This window comes from Microbacterium sp. LWH3-1.2 (assembly GCF_040675855.1).
GTDB lineage: Bacteria > Actinomycetota > Actinomycetes > Actinomycetales > Microbacteriaceae > Microbacterium.
On the sequence record NZ_JBEGIK010000001.1, the window covers coordinates 3,354,791 to 3,371,871 of the forward strand.

A 17,081-nucleotide genomic window follows, 5' to 3' on the forward strand; every position below is an offset into this window, starting at 1 on the left:
GCAGAGAGTCGAGGTCAGAGAGTCGAGGTCAGAGGTCGAGGTCAGAGGTCGAGGGTCGGTCAGGCGGCCACGGCGACGCGTGAACCCGCCACCACCGACAGCGCGTCGGCCGCGGCATCCACCGTCACGGTCCCGCCGTCGGCGAGCGCACCCGTGACGAACAGGTCGGCGATACGGTCGTCGACCTCGCGCTGGATGAGGCGGCGCAGCGGCCGGGCGCCGTACTCGGGCTCGTACCCGTTGTCGGCGAGCCACGCCACCGCCGCGTCGGTCACGACCAGCGACACCTCGCGCTTCGCGAGCCGCGCGTCGGAGGCACCGAGCAACAGGCGCACGATGCTCTGAAGCTGCGGCTTCTCGAGCCTGCGGAACAGCACGATCTCGTCGATGCGGTTGAGGAACTCCGGACGCATCGCCTCGCGCAGCTTGCCGAACACCCGGTCGCGCAGATCCTTCTCCGAGCCGAATCCGGTGGCCCCTCCGCCGTTGGCGAGGAACCCGATCGCTCCACCACGCGATGCGAGGAACTCCGAGCCGAGGTTCGAGGTCATCACCACCACCGTGTTGCGGAAGTCGACCGTGCGACCCTGGCCGTCGGTCAGGCGGCCGTCGTCGAGCACCTGAAGCAGCAGGTTGAACACGTCGGGGTGCGCCTTCTCGATCTCGTCGAACAGCACGATCGAGTACGGGTTGCGCCGCACGCGCTCGGTGAGCTGTCCGGCCTCGTCGTAGCCGACGTATCCGGGAGGGGCTCCGACGAGGCGCGACACGGTGTGCCGCTCGCCGAACTCGCTCATGTCGAAGCGGATCACGGCTGTGTCGTCGTCGAAGAGCGACCCCGCCAGCGCCTTCGCGAGCTCGGTCTTGCCGACGCCGGTCGGACCGAGGAAGAGGAACGACCCCACCGGGCGACGCGCATCGCCCATGCCGGTGCGGTTGCGCCGTACGGCCTTGGCGACCGCGGTCACGGCGTCCTCCTGCCCGATCACGCGATCGTGCAGCTCGTCCTCGAGGGACGCCAGGCGCTCGCGCTCGGTCTCGGTCACGCGGTTCACCGGGATGCCGGTGGCGCGGCTGATCACGGCGGCGATCTCGGGCTCGTCGACGACCGCCTCGGTGCGCACCGCGGCGCCTGCGGCGGTGGCCCGCTCGAGGCGGTCCTGCACATCGGCGATCTGGTCGCGGATCTGCGACGCCTCCTCGTAGTGCTCCGCCGACACCGCGGCGTTCTTGTCGGCCTCGAGCGTCGCGAGCCGCTCGATCAGCCCGCTCACGTCGACCTTCGACCCGAGGCGCAGCCGCAGCCGGGCACCGGCCTGATCGATGAGGTCGATGGCCTTGTCGGGCAGCACCCGCTCGCTGAGGTACCGGTCGCTGAGCTCGACGGCCGCGCGCAGCGCCTCGTCGGTGTAGACGATGCCGTGGTGCTCCTCGTACGCGGGCTTGAGGCCGCGGAGGATCAGCACGGCGTCCTCGACGGAGGGCTCACCCACGCGGACCGGCTGGAACCGGCGCTCGAGCGCGGGGTCCTTCTCGATGACGCGGTACTCCTTGAGCGTCGTGGCGCCCACGAGGTGCAGCTCGCCGCGCGCGAGGCGCGGCTTGAGGATGTTCCCCGCGTCCATGCCGCCGTCACCGGCGCCCCCGGCGCCGACCACGGTGTGCACCTCGTCGATGAAGACGATCAGCTCGCCCTTGTGCGCGGCGATCTCGTCCATGGTCTTGGTGAGGCGCTCCTCGAAGTCGCCGCGGTAGCGGGTTCCCGCGAGCATCGCAGGCAGGTCGAGCGCGATGACCCGCTTGCCGAGCAGCTGCTCGGGCACGGCGCCGTCGACGATCGCCTGGGCGAGGCCCTCGACGATCGCGGTCTTGCCGACACCGGCCTCGCCGACGAGCACCGGGTTGTTCTTGGTGCGGCGGCTGAGGATCTCGATCGTCTGCTCGATCTCGTCGGCCCGTCCGATCACGGGGTCGAGCTCGCCGGCCACGGCGCGCGCCGTCAGGTCGGTGCCGTACGTGTCGAGCATGGGGGTGTCGGATGCCGCACCCTCGGGCCGCACATCGGACGGCGTGGTCTCACCCGGTGTGACGGTCTCGCGGGCACCCTGCATGAGCGCCTCGGCGGTCACGCCGGCGCGCGCCAGCACCTGACCGGCGGGGGTGTCCTGCGCGAGCACGAGGGCGAAGAAGAGGTGTTCGGGGTCGACGTACGTCGATCCGGACGAGCGGGCGACCTGGAACGCGTGGAACAGCGCCCGCTGCACCGACGAGGTCACCACGGCCCCGTCGACGTCGGCGCCCGCCGTCGCGGAGGGAAGGCGCTCCTCGGTGGCGCGCGCGATGGCGTCGGCGTCCGCGCCGATGCGCTGGACGGCCTCACGCGCCGGGGCCTCGGCGACGAGGATGCGCAGCACATGCAGCGCGTCGAGCTCCTGCTGGCCGCGCTCGAGCGCGTACCTGCCGGCACGCCGGAGCAGCTCCTGGGTGCGTGAGCCGAGGTAGCGGCTCAGGTCGATCGAGCGCTCGGCACGCGCGCGCTCGCCCGCGAGGTAGCGTGCCAGGAACTCGTCGAACGAGCTCGCGTCGTCGCCGGCCTGAGGAGTGAAGTCTTCGGGCATTCCGTCTCCTGAAACTTGAGTGAACGAGCATCAAGTTTTGAACTTGATACGGGCATTGTCAAGTTCAACCGCTCCGCGGCAGAGGTATTCCCCGCTGTGCCGGATCCGTCCCGGAGGGTGTCCCACCCCGGGCGTAGCGTGAGCATGGGGGATCGAGATCGAAGAGGGAGAACCATGGACTGGAAGATCGAGCTGATCCACGTGCCGGTGTCCGACGTCGACCGCGCGAAGGAGTTCTACGAGCGGATCGGCTTCCATGCCGACCACGACCAGACCCCTGTCGAGGGGCTCCGCTTCGTGCAGATGACTCCGCCCGGGTCGGCCTGCTCCATCGCCTTCGGCACCGGGCTCGGCAACACTCTCTCACCCGGACAGCAGAACACCATCCAGGTCGTGGTGCCCGACGCCGACGAGGCACTGGCACACTTGCGCGCCAACGGCGTCGAGGGGCGCGGGGTCGACGACCAGGACTGGGGCCGGTTCGTGCAGTTCGACGACCCCGACGGCAACACCTGGACGCTGCAGCAGCTCCCCGCCTGGCGCTGAGCCCCGCAGCCTCCGTCGTCGACGACGCCGGCGGCAACACCCGACCCTGCAGCAGCGGCCGGCGTGGCGCCGAGCCGCGGCATCCGTCTCCACGACCGCGATGCGTCCTCGTCCACCCCACCCTCGGGAGGCGGGGCGGACGAGGACGCGGGCCGTCAACCCCGCCCGCCGGGCGGACCGAGGATGAGCAGCACGACGAACAGGAGCACGACGGCGAGGGCGATCAGCGCGCCGAGGACCCAGGGCCGCCGCAGGAACCAGCGCATGAGCCGGTCGTACCACGTGTCGTCGCGCGGGTCGTCGGTGACTTCGAGCCGCCACGCGCCGGCGAGCCGACCGCTGCGCTGGAGCCACAACTCCGCGGGGATCGTGGCGTACGGGATGACGGCGCTCACGAGCGCGAGCACCGTCGGGCCGACACGCCAGCGGTTGTTGAGGGCGACGAGGATCACGGTCGCGCCGTACGACAGGAAGATGAAGCCGTGGATGCCGCCGCCGATCGTGACGCCGAGCGCCCAGTCGGTGGTGGCGCGGAGGATGAGGCCGGCGATGAGGAGGGTCCACGAGATCGCCTCGAAGACAGCGAGCGCGCGGAACAGGGTGTGGGGATTGCGGAACACACCTTCAGCGTAACTGAAAGTGCTTCAGGCTTTCTGAAGGTTCGCGGGCCCCCGCGCTCCCGGCCTACTCGGGGGCCAGTCCGAACGGCTGCTCGTGCAGACCCTCCAACGCGCTGGCGAGTGCGGGCGCCCCCGCGGCCAGTCCCGCGTCGAGCGCTGCCAGCCGTTGCTCGGCCGCCTGCAGCACCTCGTTCCCCCGCTCGGTCACGCGCAGATCGGAGGCCGCGCCCGCGTGCTTCGTGGCGTCCGCGACGAGCCCGTCGGCGACGAGGGTCTGCACCGCGGTGTGCGCCGACTGCACGGTGATCTGGGAGCGGCGCGCGAGTTCGCTGAACGAGATGCCGGGCGTCGCCTCGATGTGGGCGAGCAGTCCGTACTTTCGGGTGGTGAGCCCGAGGTCGCGCAGCTGCGCGCCGAGGTGCGCGTCCCAGACGGCGGCCACGGTCAGCAGCGAGATGACGGGACTGAACGCACGGTCTGGCACCGTTGAATGCTAGTCCCGCTGCCCCGTGACGGCACGCATTCACCCGCTGTCCCGGGAAGCGGACGCCGCGCGCCCGGCTACCGTGGGACGGTGACATTCTCGCTCGACGGCCTGCGCCGGTGGCCCGACGTGGAGGCTCCGGACCTCGTGGCGGCGGATGCTGCGGACCGGCTGCTGCTCGAAGAATCCGCGATCGCTCGGTCGACAGCGACGGGCGGCGGGCTGGTGGTGATCGGCGACGGCTACGGCGCGCTGACGCTGAGCGCGGCCGCGGACGGCGGTTGCGGCATCCGTGTCCATCAGGACCCGCTCACCGGCGAACGCGCTCTCGCGGCGAACTCCGAGCGCTTCGGACTCGGCGACGCGTTCGCGTCGCTGCCGCTGGCGCCGGAGCTGGTGCGCGGCGCACGGGTCGTGCTGCTGCGGCTGCCGAGGTCGCTCGACGCGCTGCGTGACGTCGCGGCGCTGATCGCCGCATACGCGGCGCCCGATGTCGTCGTGTTCGCGGGTGGTCGAGTGAAGCACATGACGCTCGCCATGAACGACGTGCTGCGCGAACGGTTCGCCCGCCTCGATGTCACTCACGCCCGCCAGAAGTCCCGCGTGCTCATCGCCCGCGAGCCCCACGACGGCCGTGACCCGGTTCCGAGCCGCGCGACACACGACGGGATCGTCGTCTGCGCGTACGGAGGAGCGTTCGCCGGGGCGTCGATCGACATCGGGACGAGGTTCCTGCTGGAGCACCTGCCCCCGCTCGCCGATGGCGCGGCGATCGATTTCGCGTGCGGGACCGGTGTGGTCGCGGCGGCGCTGGCACTGCGGCATCCGTCTCTCCGCGTGCTCGCGTGCGACCAGTCCGCAGCCGCGGTCGCATCCGCGCACGCGACGGCGGAGGCGAACGGCGTCGCCGACCGCGTCCACGTCGTCCGCGACGACATGCTCGGCGCACAGCCGGACGCGAGCGCGACCTTCATCGCACTGAACCCGCCGTTCCACTCGGGGTCGGCGGTGCACGATGCCATCGCTCCGCGGATGTTCGCGGAGGCTGCTCGCGTGCTGCGGCCCGGCGGCGAACTCTGGGCCGTGTGGAACTCCGGACTGCGCTACCGTCCGGCGCTCGATCGCACGGTCGGCCCCACACGGCAGATCGCACGCAACGCCAAGTTCACCGTGACGGCGTCCACCCGCCGCTGACGTGTCGCGGCGGTTACTCGCCGGCATCCGGGGTCGGATCGTCCTCGGCCGTCGGGCCGAACAGCACCCACGCCGCGTCGCTGCACTCGTAGAACTGGACGGCAGCCGTGTCGATGAACACGTCACCGTCGGCGGTGCAGGCGCCGTCGTCGGGCGCGGACGTGCCGAGCACCACCTGCGTTCCCGGCGCACCCGGCGCGCCGCTCGGGCCCTGCGCGCCCTGCTCGCCCTGGGAACCCTGTGCGCCCGCCGGCCCCTGCTCGCCCGTGAGGTTCTCCGCCGCCGCCTCACGGATGTTGCCCACCACCGTCCACGTGCCGTCCTGGAAGAGGTACACATCGGCGTTGAGGATGTCGATGAAGACGTCACCCTCGTAGCCTTTGCCCGCCTCCGGCGCTCCGGACCCGGCGCGCACCGCCGACCCGGCCGGAAGGATCTCGGCGAGCACGTCCTCGTACTCCGGCGACGCCGAAGGCTCCGGCGCGGGAGCGGGTGTGGCCGTGTCGACCGACCTCGCGAGCCACGATCCGAGGAAGGCGGCGAAGAACGATAGGAGCGCGAAGCCGAGACCGAACCACACGAGGGTGCCGCGGGTCACCGGCGGTGCAGCGTGTGCGCGTGCAGGCGCGGGTGCCGGATCCTCGGTCGATTGCACGTCCTGGACCACGGCCACTCCCCTTCCACCGCATGCGACTTGGACGCCGGACTCCCACAGCGTCGGCGTCGTGACTCAACTGTAGGAACGCGGGTCCCCCGTGTCACCTGTTCGACGGGAGATCGACCCTGCGCGCCGGGCCCTTGACAGCCCCCACCGCGAGGGATTGACTCTCGAATCGAGGTCCTTGCATTTCGCACCGTGGTCGTCGAGGCCACGCCGACGACACCACCTGGTGGGGTCGCCTCCCTCCTGTCGGCCTCGGGTATCGCCGTCGGGGCCCCAGATCGATGCATCCTCTCCGGAGACAGCCATGCGGTCCCAACTGACCTGTCCCGGCGTGTACATCGAGGAGGTGGCCAGCGGGGTTCGGACGATCGTCGGGGTCTCCACCGCGGTCACCGCCTTCGTGGGGCGGGCGCCCCGCGGCCCGGTGGACAGGCCCGTCGTCGTGACGAACTTCGGTGAGTTCGAGCGCGTGTTCGGCGGACTCTGGAGGCTCAGCCGGCTCGGCTTCTCCGTGCGCGACTTCTTCCTCAACGGCGGCGGCACAGCCGTGATCGTCCGCGTCGTGAACGATGCGGCGTCCGACGCCGACGACCCCGCGTCGTCCTCGGTCGACCTCGCCCTCGACACCGGTGCGGACCTCCTCACGCTCGAGGCGGTCGATGTCGGCCTGTGGGGCGACGGCCTCCGCGTGCGCATCGACCACGAGACGCGCCCCCACGACGCGGCTCTGGGCGACGAGCCCGACACCCTGTTCAACCTGACCGTCCGCGACAGCGCGACAGGAATGATCGAGGCCCATCGCAATGTCGTCCTCGCACCGGCCGACCATCCGCGACTGCTGTCGCGGGTCCTCGGCAACGAGTCCGTCCTCGTGCGCACGGCAGGGACCGTGCCCGACAGCAGTCGCCCCAAGGTCCACACGGGCACGCCATCGGCGGGCAAGACGATCTGGGACGACCTCACGCCGACGCCGGGCGACCCTTCGCAGGAGGCGAGCCAGCGGCTCGCCGGCGGAGACGACGGCGATGACCTCGTCGCCGCCGACGTGAAGGGCTCGCTCGGCGCCAAGACGGGACTGTACGCGCTCGAGGACGCCGACATCTTCAACCTCCTCGTCATTCCCCCGTATCAGGGGGTGTCGCCCGACGGTCCCGGCGGCGAGGTCGAGGCCGACGTCATCGCGGAGGCGGCGACCTATGCCGAGACGCGGCGCGCGTTCTACGTGATCGACGCCCCGCCGACCTGGGACACGGCCGGCGACGCGGCGTCGGGTCTCGCGTCGCTCGGAACGGTGAGCGCGAACGCGGCGGTGTACTTCCCGAGGCTGCGGCAGACCAACCCGCTCCGCGACAACCAGCTCGAGACCTTCGGGGCCTCGGGCGCGGTGGCAGGCGTGCTCGCCCGCACCGATGCGACCCGCGGCGTGTGGAAGGCGCCGGCCGGCCTCGAGGCGACGCTCAACGGCGTGCCCGAGCTCTCGGTCCCGCTGAGCGACGGCGAGATCGGGCAGCTGAACACGCTCGGCATCAACAGCCTGCGCGCGTTCGCGGGCGCCGGCCGCGTCGTGTGGGGGGCGCGCACGCTGAAGGGTGCGGACTCGCTCGCGAACGAGTGGAAGTACATCCCCGTGCGGCGCACCGCGCTCTTCATCGAGGAGTCGCTCTTCCGCGGAACGCAGTGGGTCGTGTTCGAACCCAACGACGAGCCGCTGTGGGCGCAGATCCGCCTCAACGTCGGCACGTTCATGAACGACCTCTTCCGCCAGGGCGCGTTCCAGGGCCGCACCCCGCGCGATGCGTACTTCGTCAAGTGCGACAGGGAGACGACGACGCAGTCGGACATCGACCGGGGCATCGTCAACGTCCACGTCGGCTTCGCGCCGCTCAAGCCCGCGGAGTTCGTCGTCATCCGACTGCAGCAGATCGCCGGCGCGAGCGCCGTCTGAGCCGAAGGAACCGGGACATGGCACAGTTCAGCGTCAACGCCAGCAGGTTCGACCCGTTCAAGAACTTCGAATTCCGCGTGAAGGGGGACGGCAAGTACGTCGCGGGCGTCAGCAAGGTGAGCGGTCTCAAGCGCACCACGGAGGTCGTCGAGCACCGCGAAGGCAGGAGGCTCGTCGCGCGCGCCGAATCCGCCCGCGAGCTGCTCGGCTCGCGTGAGCTCCGGGCGGCGGCGCGACGGGTACCCGAACTCGGCAGGAGCATCGAGTCGGCTCCAGCGGAGTTGGATCGCCAGGACGCGGCCGCCGAGCAGTCGCGTTCCGAACTGCACGACGCGAGCAAGGAGTGGCTCGAGGCCCTCCGGACGTTGCGGAACCCGGGTGGATGACCCGGCGACACCCGGGATTGACCGGGGGGCCGACGCGAGAATGCCGGCGCCCCCGGTAGCCGCGAGCTCGGGACCCACGGCCGGGGTGCCGGACCGGGGCTCCGGCGCTATCCCCCACTGAAGAGACACCGCCCTCGGAGATCTATTACGCGAGTTCGGGCGGGTACCCGGATCGAGTTCACCAGCCCCGCAGACGCCGATCGAGCGATCGGCTGATGGGAGCGGGTGAAAAAGCGATGGGAGGACGGATGCCGCGGGGCGCAGCATCCGTCCCCCCTTCAGTCGCTCAGTCCCGGCGTCGCAGAGCGTCCTCGGCGGGTCGCGTGGCGATGACGGGGTGGCTGCCGGTGTAGCCCTCGCGCGCGCGGGCGGCCTCCTGGATCTTGCCGCGTGCAGCGAACCAGCCGATGATGAGGGCGGGGATCAGCAGGACCAGCGACGCGAGCACCCAGCGCCCCGTTTCGGAGAACGCCATGGTGACGAGCACGAACGCGAGGAACGCAAGCGTCAGGTAGGACGTGAAGGGCGCCCCGAAGAGCCGGAACGCGGGGCGGACGACCTTCCCCTGCTTCGCCCACCGCTGCAGCTTCAGCTGGCAGAGGATGATCGTGGCCCAGCCGCCGATGATCCCGAGCGCGGAGATCTCGAGGACGATCTCGAACGCCTGGGACGGCCAGAGCGCGTTGATGCCGACGCCGGCGAGCGTGATCACCGCGGTGAGCAGGATGCCGCCATAGGGCACGCCGTTCTTGCTCATGGCGGCGGTGAACGCCGGCGCGGAGCCGTTCACCGACATGGACCGCAGGATGCGGCCGGTCGAGTACAGGCCCGCGTTCAGGCTCGACAGCGCGGCCGTGAGCACGACGAAGTTCATCACCGACCCCGCTATCGCCCCGGCTTCGGGGGATCCGATGTGGGAGAAGAACGTCACGAACGGCGACTGGCCAGCCTGGTACACGTCGAACGGAAGCAGCAGCGACAGCAGCAGGATCGATCCGACATAGAAGATGGCGATCCGCAGCACCACGGTGTTGATCGCCTTCGGCATCACCTTCGCGGGATTCGCCGTCTCACCGGCCGCGGTCCCGATCAACTCGATGCCCGCGTAGGCGAACACCACCCCGGTGATCGCAAGGAGAGGCGCGATGAATCCCATCGGGAACATGCCGCCGTTCTCGGCGATCACGGTGAACCCGGTCGGGCCGACATCGGTGGACCCGTTGAAGACGATGAAGCACGTGCCCACGATGAGGAAGATCACGAGCGCGGCGACCTTGATGAGCGCGAACCAGAACTCCATCTCGCCGAACAGCTTGACGCTCACAAGGTTCAGTGACAGCACCACGACCAGTGCGACCAGCGCGATCACCCATTGCGGGATCTGCTGCAGCGGTTCCCAGTACTGGGCCCAGAAGTTCACGTAGAGAGCCGCGGCGGTGACGTCGACGATCGAGGTCATCGCCCAGTTGAGGAAGTACATCCAGCCCGCACCGAACGCGAGCTTCTCCCCGTAGAACTCCCGCGCGTACGAGACGAACGACCCCGAGGACGGGCGATGCAGGACAAGCTCGCCGAGGGCGCGGAGGATGAGGAAGGCGAAGAAGCCGCAGACGGCGTAGACCAGGATCAGGGCCGGGCCGCTGGACGCGAGGCGACCGCCGGCGCCCATGAACAGACCGGTGCCGATCGCGCCGCCGATCGCGATCATCTGGATCTGGCGGGGCCGCAGGGCCTTGTGATAGCCGGCGTCCTCGCTGGAGAAGTCCTGGACGGCTTCAGCGCGGTCACCGGTGAGTTCGCGATCGTTCTCGAGAGCGTCCTCGGGATCCATCTTCGCGACGGGGGGATTGTCAGTCATGACATTTGCCTTTCGGAGGGTGGTGCACGTGGGGACCACTCGGCCAAGGGCGACTCCTTCAGCGCCGCTCGTCGAGCATCGTGATGCTGAGCAGAACCTCCTTCACCTGGTCGAGGTGGTAGCCCATGCTGTCCTCTGCCTCTTCCACCGAACCGCGCGCGATCGCGGCGATGATCGCCCGGTGCTCGGCGTCGCTCTGGTGACGTCGACCGGGCGTGAGGTTGATGACACTGGACTGCTGCGCGAGGACCATCCGGATGCTCTCCAGGACGTCCGCGAACACGGGGTTCCCGGACGCGGATGCGATCGCCGCATGAAGCCGAGCGTCGAGATCGACCCACCGCTGGGGGTCCTCCTCCGCTTCCATCTGCTCCTGCAGTTCCTGCAACGCCGTGACCTGGTCCTCGCTGCGACGCACCGCGGCAAGACCCGCCGCAGCGACCTCGATGTGAGGGCGCGCCTCCATGAGGTGCCCGGCCGAGTAGCTGCCGAATCGCATGTCCCTGGCCGGTTCCGTGGCGGTGACGAAGGTGCCCCGCCCCGTCCTCGTCACCGTCAGTCCGCGCGTCTCCAGGATGCGAAGCACCTCGCGGACGACCGCCCGCGAGACCCCGTACCGCGCAGCGAGCGCCTGTTCGGACGGCAGCCGATCCCCCACGCGCGCGATTCCGGCGGCGATCGCCTCACTGAGGTCACGCAGCACGTAGTCCACCGCACCGACGCGGCCTCCGCCTGGCGGCGCTGTCCAGCTGTCTGACAGGGGTTCCACGTCTCCATGGTGGCCATCCGATGTTTCGGAGCCGTTTCCACCGCGAACTATTCACGTGACGTCATCGTGCTGACGGTCGGACTCACGACCACACCGACCCGTGCCGCTCGATCCCTGTGTGCGCGGGCAGCGCATCGCTCTGCACGGGCCGCCGAGCCCTAGACGGGCGGGCAGGCCACGAGGTAGGGTCCCGCCGCGTCCGCCTTCTCGAGCCCTAGACGGACTGACGCAGCACGGGCGGGCAGGCCACGAGGTAGGGTCCCGCCGCGTCCGCCTTCTCGAGTCCGAGAAGGACGCGCACCGCGGTGGCACCGAGCTCGTAGTGCGGCAGCGCCACCGTCGACAGCGGAGGGCGCAGGTGTGCGGCGATCACGTCCTGGTTGTCGAACCCCATGATGGCGATGTCCTCCGGGATCCGCAGCCCGCCCTCGCGGAGGCCGTCGTACAGGCCCATGGCCACCCGGTCGTTGTGGCAGAACACCGCCGTGACCTGTGCGGCGACGATCGACGCGGTCGCCGCGTACCCGCCCTCCTGTTGAGGCGCGGCGAAGAACGCCAACTCGGGGTCGTACGGCAGCCCGGCCGCCTCCAATGCGGCGCGGTACCCGGCAAGCCGGCCGGTCTGCGCCGGTGAAGGGGTCGTGGTGTTGATGAAGGCGATGCGGCGGTGGCCGGCAGCGATCAGTTCCTCGGTGGCAAGTCGTCCGCCCTGTTCCTCGTCTGGAACCACCGCAGGAAGGTCGCTGCCTGTCGCGAAGCAGTCGACGAGCACGGTGTCGGTCTGCAGCAGCGCCGGGGGCACCGTGATCTCGTGGTGGTACCAGCTGGAGTAGAGCACGCCGTGGACCTGGTGCTCGAGCATCATGGCGATCGCTTCGTCCTCGGCCGCACGGTTCCCGTCCGTGTCCGCGACGAGGAGCACGTAGCCATGCCGCCACGCCTCGTTCTGGGCACCGTGGATGATCTGTCCGGCGAACGGTGTGGTCGCGATCGCGTCCGATACGAGTCCGATGAACCGGGAGGTGCCCTGAGAGAGCGTTTTCGCCAATGCGTTCGGCCGGTAGCCGAGCGCGGCCACGGCTTCTTGGACACGCCGACGGGCGTCGTCGCCGATCCGCGCGCCAGGCTTGTCGTTGACGACGTGCGACACGGTGGCCACCGAGACGCCGGCCGCCTTCGCGACATCGCGCATCGTCACCGCGGACCCGGTCCTGCCGTGCTCGGGCATCCTCACCCCTTCGTCGCTCCGCTCTCGAGTCCGTAGATCATCGCCTTGTTCAGGACCAGGAACACGAGCAGCAACGGAGTCACGGTGACGCAGACGGCAGCGAACGTCGCAGTCCAGTCGGTGTTCCCCATCGCTCCGATGTAGTTTTGCAGACCCAACGGGATCGTCTTCAATCCGTCCGAGAGCACGAAGGTGTTCGCGAAGATGAAATCGTTCCAGATGAAGATGCTGTTCACGAGCACCACGGTGACGATGGTGTTCACCGACAGCGGCAAGGTGATGCGCGCGAAGATCCGGTAGGGGCCGGCGCCGTCGAGGGATGCCGCCTCGTACGTCTCTCGCGGAATGTACTTGTAGAACGACGAGAACAGGTACACCGCCATCGGTAGCGAGAACGCGGCGAGCGGGATGATCATCGACATGTGGGTGTCGAGCAGGCCGACCTGCGAGTAGTCGATGAACAGCGGGACCAGGGCGATCTGCACCGGCACGATGATCCCCAGCAGCAGCAGCGCCCTGACCGAGTTGCTGAAACGGAAGCCCAGCACCTCGAGCGCATATGCCGCCATCATTCCTGCGATGACGATGAGGGCGCTGGCACCCAGCGTGACGATCAGGCTGTTGAGGATGTTCATCCACAGGTTTCCCGTGCCGAATGCACGGGCGTAGTTGTCGAGGGTGAACGACTGCGGGAGCGCGAACGGGTTCCCCGCGGCGAAGTCGGCCGCCGTCCGGAAGCTGGTCACGAACAGCCAGAGGAGCGGGTAGACCTGCACGATGACGATGACCACGATGGTCGCGGTGAGCAGGGTCCGCTGCAGCCGCAGCCGCGGCGACTGCGATGGTCGACGCCGAATCGGCGCCGAGGCGGGCCTCCGCGGCGCCGGGGGGGCGGGCGCGTGGAGCGTGGAAGCGGTCATGAGTCGTCCCTTCGGCGAAGCAGGAGGAAGATGATGCCGACGGCGACCAGGCATTCGACCACGATGAACACCGAGATCGCGCTGGCGTATCCGTAGTCGGTGTGCACGAACGCGGTCTTGTACATATAGGTCGTGAGCAGCTCGGATGCCTGACCGGGCCCTCCGTTGGTCAGCAGGTAGGGGATGTCGAAGCCGCGCAGCGCGAAGGTGGTGGCCATGATCGTCGTGGTGATCCACACCGGGCGGATGTACGGGAAGCGGATCCGCCAGAACACCTGCCACCACGACGCGCCGTCCAGTCGCGCCGCCTCCTCCAGCTCGCGCGGGACCGCGATCAGCGCCGCGTAGATGATCAGCATGTAGAGGCCGGTGAACCGCCACCCCTCGGGGATGGACACGGCAGCCAGCACGGTCTGCACGTTCGACAGCCATGCGGTCTGGAGGTTCTCCAGTCCGACCCAGGCCAGCACCTGATTGAGCAGGCCCACGGGTTCGAGCGAGTAGATCCGCTGGAAGAGGAAGGCGATCGCGACGGTCGAGATGATGGCCGGCAGGAGATACATCGTCTTCACCAGTTCACGAGCCCGCGGCAGCGCCGTGAGAAGGCTTGCGACGATGAGCGCGCCGCCCAGCTGCAGGATGAGGCAGATCGCGAGGTAGCCGAGGGCGTTGCCGAACGCCGTCCAGAAGACGTCGTCCCGACTGAACATCTTGACGTAGTTGTCGACGCCCACGAAGACCATGTCGGTGATGCCGTCCCAGCGGAACACGCTGAGGAACAGCGACTGGATGATCGGAAGCAGCACCGCGACGCCGTAGAGCAGCAGCGGCGGAACGAGGAACACGAGCACGGACAGCGTCGATCGCCTCGGCAGCTTGGAAACCGAGAGCGGGCGCGAGTGCCTCCGGGACGGCCGCGGCTGCGCCGCGGCCGTCCCGGGCGCGATGGCTTCAGCCATCGGCGTTCTCCGCCAGTGTCGCGTCCATCGTCTCGATGAACTCGTCCGGCGTGATGTCCCCCTGCACCAGCAGCGTCAGCTCCTGCTGCAGGCGGGTGTTCGTCGCCGGGTCCAGCTGGGTGTCCCACGGCATCGCGATGCGCGGGCCGACGCTGTCGGCCTGCTCGATCGCACGGGTGTACAACGGCGTCGCGTCGTCGGGGACCGTCGTCGCTGCGGTCGTGGTCGGAGACAGGGCACCGGTGGCCGCGTACACCTCGGGGTACCGCTCGAGGGCGAAGGCGAGGAAGTCGCGCACCAGCGGGTCGTAGGTCTTGGTGTTCACCGCCATGCCGATGCCCGAGGGAGTCACGTACTCGTTGTCGTCGGTCACGGCGCCGTCGATGGTCGGAAGGGTGAAGTAGTCGACCGTGTCGCGCACGCCCGCGTCCAGCGAGTCTGTCGCCAGGTTGCTCAGCTCCCACGTTCCGATGTTGTACACCGCTGCCTTCCCCGACGTGAACAGCGCCTGCGCGTCGGCGTACCCCGTCGACGAGAAACCCTCCTGGAAGCAGCCGGCCTGGCCGAGCGAGTAGAGCCACTCGGCGGCGGCGCGACCGGCCGGGTCGGCGAACGAGGCGTCCCCCGTCTTGAGCTGCTGGACGTACTCCGGTCCGGCGAGGCGGAACGGGTAGTAGGCCATGTACCGCTCGAGCGGCCACTGGTCCTGCCCGTCCAGGGCGATCGGGGTGACGCCGTTCGCACGGAGCGCTTCGCACATCGCCGGGAAGTCGTCGAGCGTGGCGGGCACCGAGACCCCGGCCTGATCCAGTAGCTCGGCGTTGTACCAGAAGTACTCGAGCTGGAACTCGAACGGCACCATGTAGAGCGAGCCGTCGTCGAAGCGCTGGTAGTTCAGCGCCGCCTCACGGTAGTCGTCGGCGAGGCCGAGATCCTCCAGGAGGGCGTCCACGTCCACCATCCGGCCCTGCCCGGCGAGCTTGCGTGCGAACGGCGTGGCGTCGGTGTCGAACAGTTCCGGCAGCTTGTTGGCAGCCGCGAGGGTCTCGTACTTCTGGATGTATGAGGGCCGATCGGGCGTCGTGATGAGGTTGAGTCCGAAACCGGGGTGGTCTTCGGCGTACTCGTCGGCGATCTGCTCCATGGCCGTGATGACGCCGCCGTCGGCCGGCCGAGACAGCAGCCACGAGATCTCGCGGGGCACGATCTCGCCGTCCGGGTCGACGTCGGTGGGGTCGGAGGCGCCCGAGGTTCCCGAGCAGCTGGTGAGGATGAGCGCGGTTGCCGCGGCCGCGGCGATCATCGCCGCCCCGCGTGTGATGGTTGTCATCGTGGGAATCTCCTTTGATCGGGTACTGCAAGGGATGGTGCGGGTGTCGGCTGTCTCAGCGCGTGACTGCGAGCGCGTCCGCGTGGAGGGGTTCATCCGTTTCCGTCTCGACGCGCGACAACACGGAGAATTCGAGGAGGGTGGCGCTGCCTTCGCCGACGAACGCGCCCAGTCGACCGGTCCGACGGTCGTAGAGGCGGGTACTCAGCACCGTCGCGTCATCGAGCGTCGCGACGCAGAGGTCGCCGTCGACGATGACGTCCAGGACGTGCTCACCTGCCGGGAGGTGGCACGGGCGTTCCAGTTCGATCGCGAACGGGACATCGCCTGAGATCTGCCACTGCTCCGTTCCGGTCGCTCGCCGGGGCCAACGATCGAAGACGAGGCGCCCGCGCGAGGGCTCGAGGCGGAGCGCATACCCCTCGTCACCGTCGACGCCGGCACGCAGCAGCACTCCGCACTCGGTCGTGGCGTCGTCGATGTCGAAGCGCGCGCGCAGGCGGAATGCGGGCGGGGCATCGACCGCCGTCAACGCGTCGATGTAGCCGTCGGGTGCGGCCAGCACGGTGCCTGTCGGGATGCCTTGCCCGGGCTCCGAGAAAGTCTCCCTCAACTCCGTGGGGGGATGGAACGCGAGGGTGCCGTCCCGACGCTGCTCGGCTTCCAGCACGGACATCGTCCCCGCCCATTGCCAGGCACCGTCGTCGGCGCCGCCTTCGCGGGAGGCGATCCACCCGAAGAAGAACCGGCGGTCGCCGCGGGCCGCGGATTTCGCCGCGTAGTACGCGCGGCCGTCGATCGTGTCGTGCTCGGGTACCAGCCAAGGCCCGTCCAGGCTGCGCGCCATCCGGTAGCGGGTGGTGAAGGCGTCGCTGAACTCCGAGTACACGAGGTACCACCAGTCGCCCCACTGGAACACCTCGGGGCATTCGTGAGCGAGGTACCTTCCCGGGTTCCAGAACGGCTCGGCCGGTTCCCAGGTCGAGAGGTCGTGGGATGTGCACTGCGCGATGACACCGCGACGACGCGAGGCGCCGGTGGCGTGACGCGCGGTGATCAGCATGCGCCAGAGCCCCGCGTCCTCGTCCCAGAACACGAACGGGTCCCGCCAGTCGCCCGTCTCGTATCCGGCGGTCGCGCCGAACGTGTCGCCCGGATGCCGCTGCCAGGAGCGCATCGCGTCTGTGCTGGTCGCGTGCATCACCACTTGCAGGGGCCGCCCGTCATCACCCAGCACGTCGGGATTCTGTCCCGTGTAGAAGACGTGGTGCGTCCCGTCTTCGACGAGCACGATGCTTCCGGTGTAGACGTTGAAGTCGGAGGCCTCGTGCCCACCCGACGCCAGGGCCATTCCCTCATCGTGGTAGTTGGTCAGGTCGTCGGTCACCACCCGATGCCACGGCATGCCCTCTTTCGGCGTGCGCCGCGACTCGTACAGGTAGAAGAGGTGGAACACACCTTCTTCCTGCCAGGGGATGACATCCCCGACCCACGCGCCTTCCGGCTGATAGAACCCTCGCTGGCTCATCGTCACCCACTTTGGTTAATCGGTTACGCAGA

At 69.2% G+C, this 17,081-nt stretch carries 15 protein-coding genes; 4 read left to right on the forward strand and 11 right to left on the reverse strand.

Annotated elements, in window-relative coordinates:
* Positions 1-59: 59 nt before the first annotated feature.
* Entirely contained in the window at positions 60-2,618 is a 2,559-nt protein-coding gene (locus MRBLWH3_RS15660) for an ATP-dependent Clp protease ATP-binding subunit (protein WP_363433804.1), read from the reverse strand.
* A 174-nt stretch (positions 2,619-2,792) separates the two neighbouring features.
* Between MRBLWH3_RS15660 and MRBLWH3_RS15665 the strand changes: the two genes are divergently transcribed.
* On the forward strand, positions 2,793-3,164 hold the full coding sequence (locus tag MRBLWH3_RS15665) for a GNAT family N-acetyltransferase (RefSeq protein WP_363433807.1): 372 nt from the start codon (positions 2,793-2,795) through the stop codon (positions 3,162-3,164).
* 155 nt (positions 3,165-3,319) lie between these two features.
* On the opposite strand, the gene MRBLWH3_RS15670 is transcribed toward MRBLWH3_RS15665, so the two are convergent.
* Complete coding sequence (locus MRBLWH3_RS15670; protein WP_363433810.1) at positions 3,320-3,784, reverse strand: DUF3817 domain-containing protein; 465 nt, start codon at positions 3,782-3,784, stop codon at positions 3,320-3,322.
* Positions 3,785-3,848: 64 nt separating this feature from the next.
* Entirely contained in the window at positions 3,849-4,268 is a 420-nt protein-coding gene (locus MRBLWH3_RS15675) for a MarR family winged helix-turn-helix transcriptional regulator (protein ID WP_363433813.1), read from the reverse strand.
* A 90-nt stretch (positions 4,269-4,358) separates the two neighbouring features.
* On the opposite strand from MRBLWH3_RS15675, the gene MRBLWH3_RS15680 reads away from it, so the two are divergent.
* Positions 4,359-5,462 carry a class I SAM-dependent methyltransferase gene (locus MRBLWH3_RS15680; RefSeq protein ID WP_363433816.1) on the forward strand — a complete coding sequence of 368 codons (1,104 nt, stop codon included), beginning with the start codon at positions 4,359-4,361 and terminating at the stop codon, positions 5,460-5,462.
* 13 nt (positions 5,463-5,475) lie between these two features.
* On the opposite strand, the gene MRBLWH3_RS15685 is transcribed toward MRBLWH3_RS15680, so the two are convergent.
* The gene (locus MRBLWH3_RS15685; protein WP_363433819.1) at positions 5,476-6,060 is read right to left on the reverse strand and encodes a hypothetical protein; all 585 of its coding nucleotides are present in this window, start codon (positions 6,058-6,060) and stop codon (positions 5,476-5,478) included.
* 370 nt (positions 6,061-6,430) lie between these two features.
* Here MRBLWH3_RS15685 and MRBLWH3_RS15690 point away from each other — a divergent pair, with 370 nt between their 5' ends.
* Together MRBLWH3_RS15690 and MRBLWH3_RS15695 are read left to right on the forward strand one after the other, a co-directional pair.
* Positions 6,431-8,071, forward strand: a complete 1,641-nt coding sequence (locus MRBLWH3_RS15690) for a phage tail sheath family protein (RefSeq protein ID WP_363433822.1) — start codon at positions 6,431-6,433, stop codon at positions 8,069-8,071.
* 17 nt (positions 8,072-8,088) lie between these two features.
* Complete coding sequence (locus tag MRBLWH3_RS15695; protein ID WP_363433825.1) at positions 8,089-8,457, forward strand: phage tail protein; 369 nt, start codon at positions 8,089-8,091, stop codon at positions 8,455-8,457.
* 286 nt (positions 8,458-8,743) lie between these two features.
* On the opposite strand, the gene MRBLWH3_RS15700 is transcribed toward MRBLWH3_RS15695, so the two are convergent.
* From MRBLWH3_RS15700 to MRBLWH3_RS15730, 7 genes are all read right to left on the reverse strand, one after another.
* On the reverse strand, positions 8,744-10,315 hold the full coding sequence (locus MRBLWH3_RS15700; RefSeq protein ID WP_363433827.1) for an amino acid permease: 1,572 nt from the start codon (positions 10,313-10,315) through the stop codon (positions 8,744-8,746).
* A gap of 58 nt (positions 10,316-10,373) precedes the next feature.
* The gene (locus MRBLWH3_RS15705; protein WP_363433830.1) at positions 10,374-11,084 is read right to left on the reverse strand and encodes a FadR/GntR family transcriptional regulator; all 711 of its coding nucleotides are present in this window, start codon (positions 11,082-11,084) and stop codon (positions 10,374-10,376) included.
* Positions 11,085-11,298: 214 nt separating this feature from the next.
* The gene (locus tag MRBLWH3_RS15710; RefSeq protein WP_363433833.1) at positions 11,299-12,312 is read right to left on the reverse strand and encodes a LacI family DNA-binding transcriptional regulator; all 1,014 of its coding nucleotides are present in this window, start codon (positions 12,310-12,312) and stop codon (positions 11,299-11,301) included.
* Positions 12,313-12,314: 2 nt separating this feature from the next.
* Positions 12,315-13,232, reverse strand: a complete 918-nt coding sequence (locus tag MRBLWH3_RS15715) for a carbohydrate ABC transporter permease (RefSeq protein ID WP_363433836.1) — start codon at positions 13,230-13,232, stop codon at positions 12,315-12,317.
* A complete protein-coding gene (locus MRBLWH3_RS15720; protein ID WP_363433839.1) occupies positions 13,229-14,191 on the reverse strand; it encodes a carbohydrate ABC transporter permease in 963 nt (320 codons plus the stop codon). Before MRBLWH3_RS15720 ends, MRBLWH3_RS15715 begins: the two co-directional genes overlap by 4 nt.
* The gene (locus MRBLWH3_RS15725; RefSeq protein WP_363433842.1) at positions 14,184-15,521 is read right to left on the reverse strand and encodes an ABC transporter substrate-binding protein; all 1,338 of its coding nucleotides are present in this window, start codon (positions 15,519-15,521) and stop codon (positions 14,184-14,186) included. The genes MRBLWH3_RS15720 and MRBLWH3_RS15725 overlap by 8 nt, the downstream gene beginning before the upstream one ends.
* 55 nt (positions 15,522-15,576) lie before the next feature.
* Complete coding sequence (locus MRBLWH3_RS15730; protein ID WP_363435563.1) at positions 15,577-17,049, reverse strand: glycoside hydrolase family 32 protein; 1,473 nt, start codon at positions 17,047-17,049, stop codon at positions 15,577-15,579.
* Positions 17,050-17,081 lie beyond the last annotated feature (32 nt).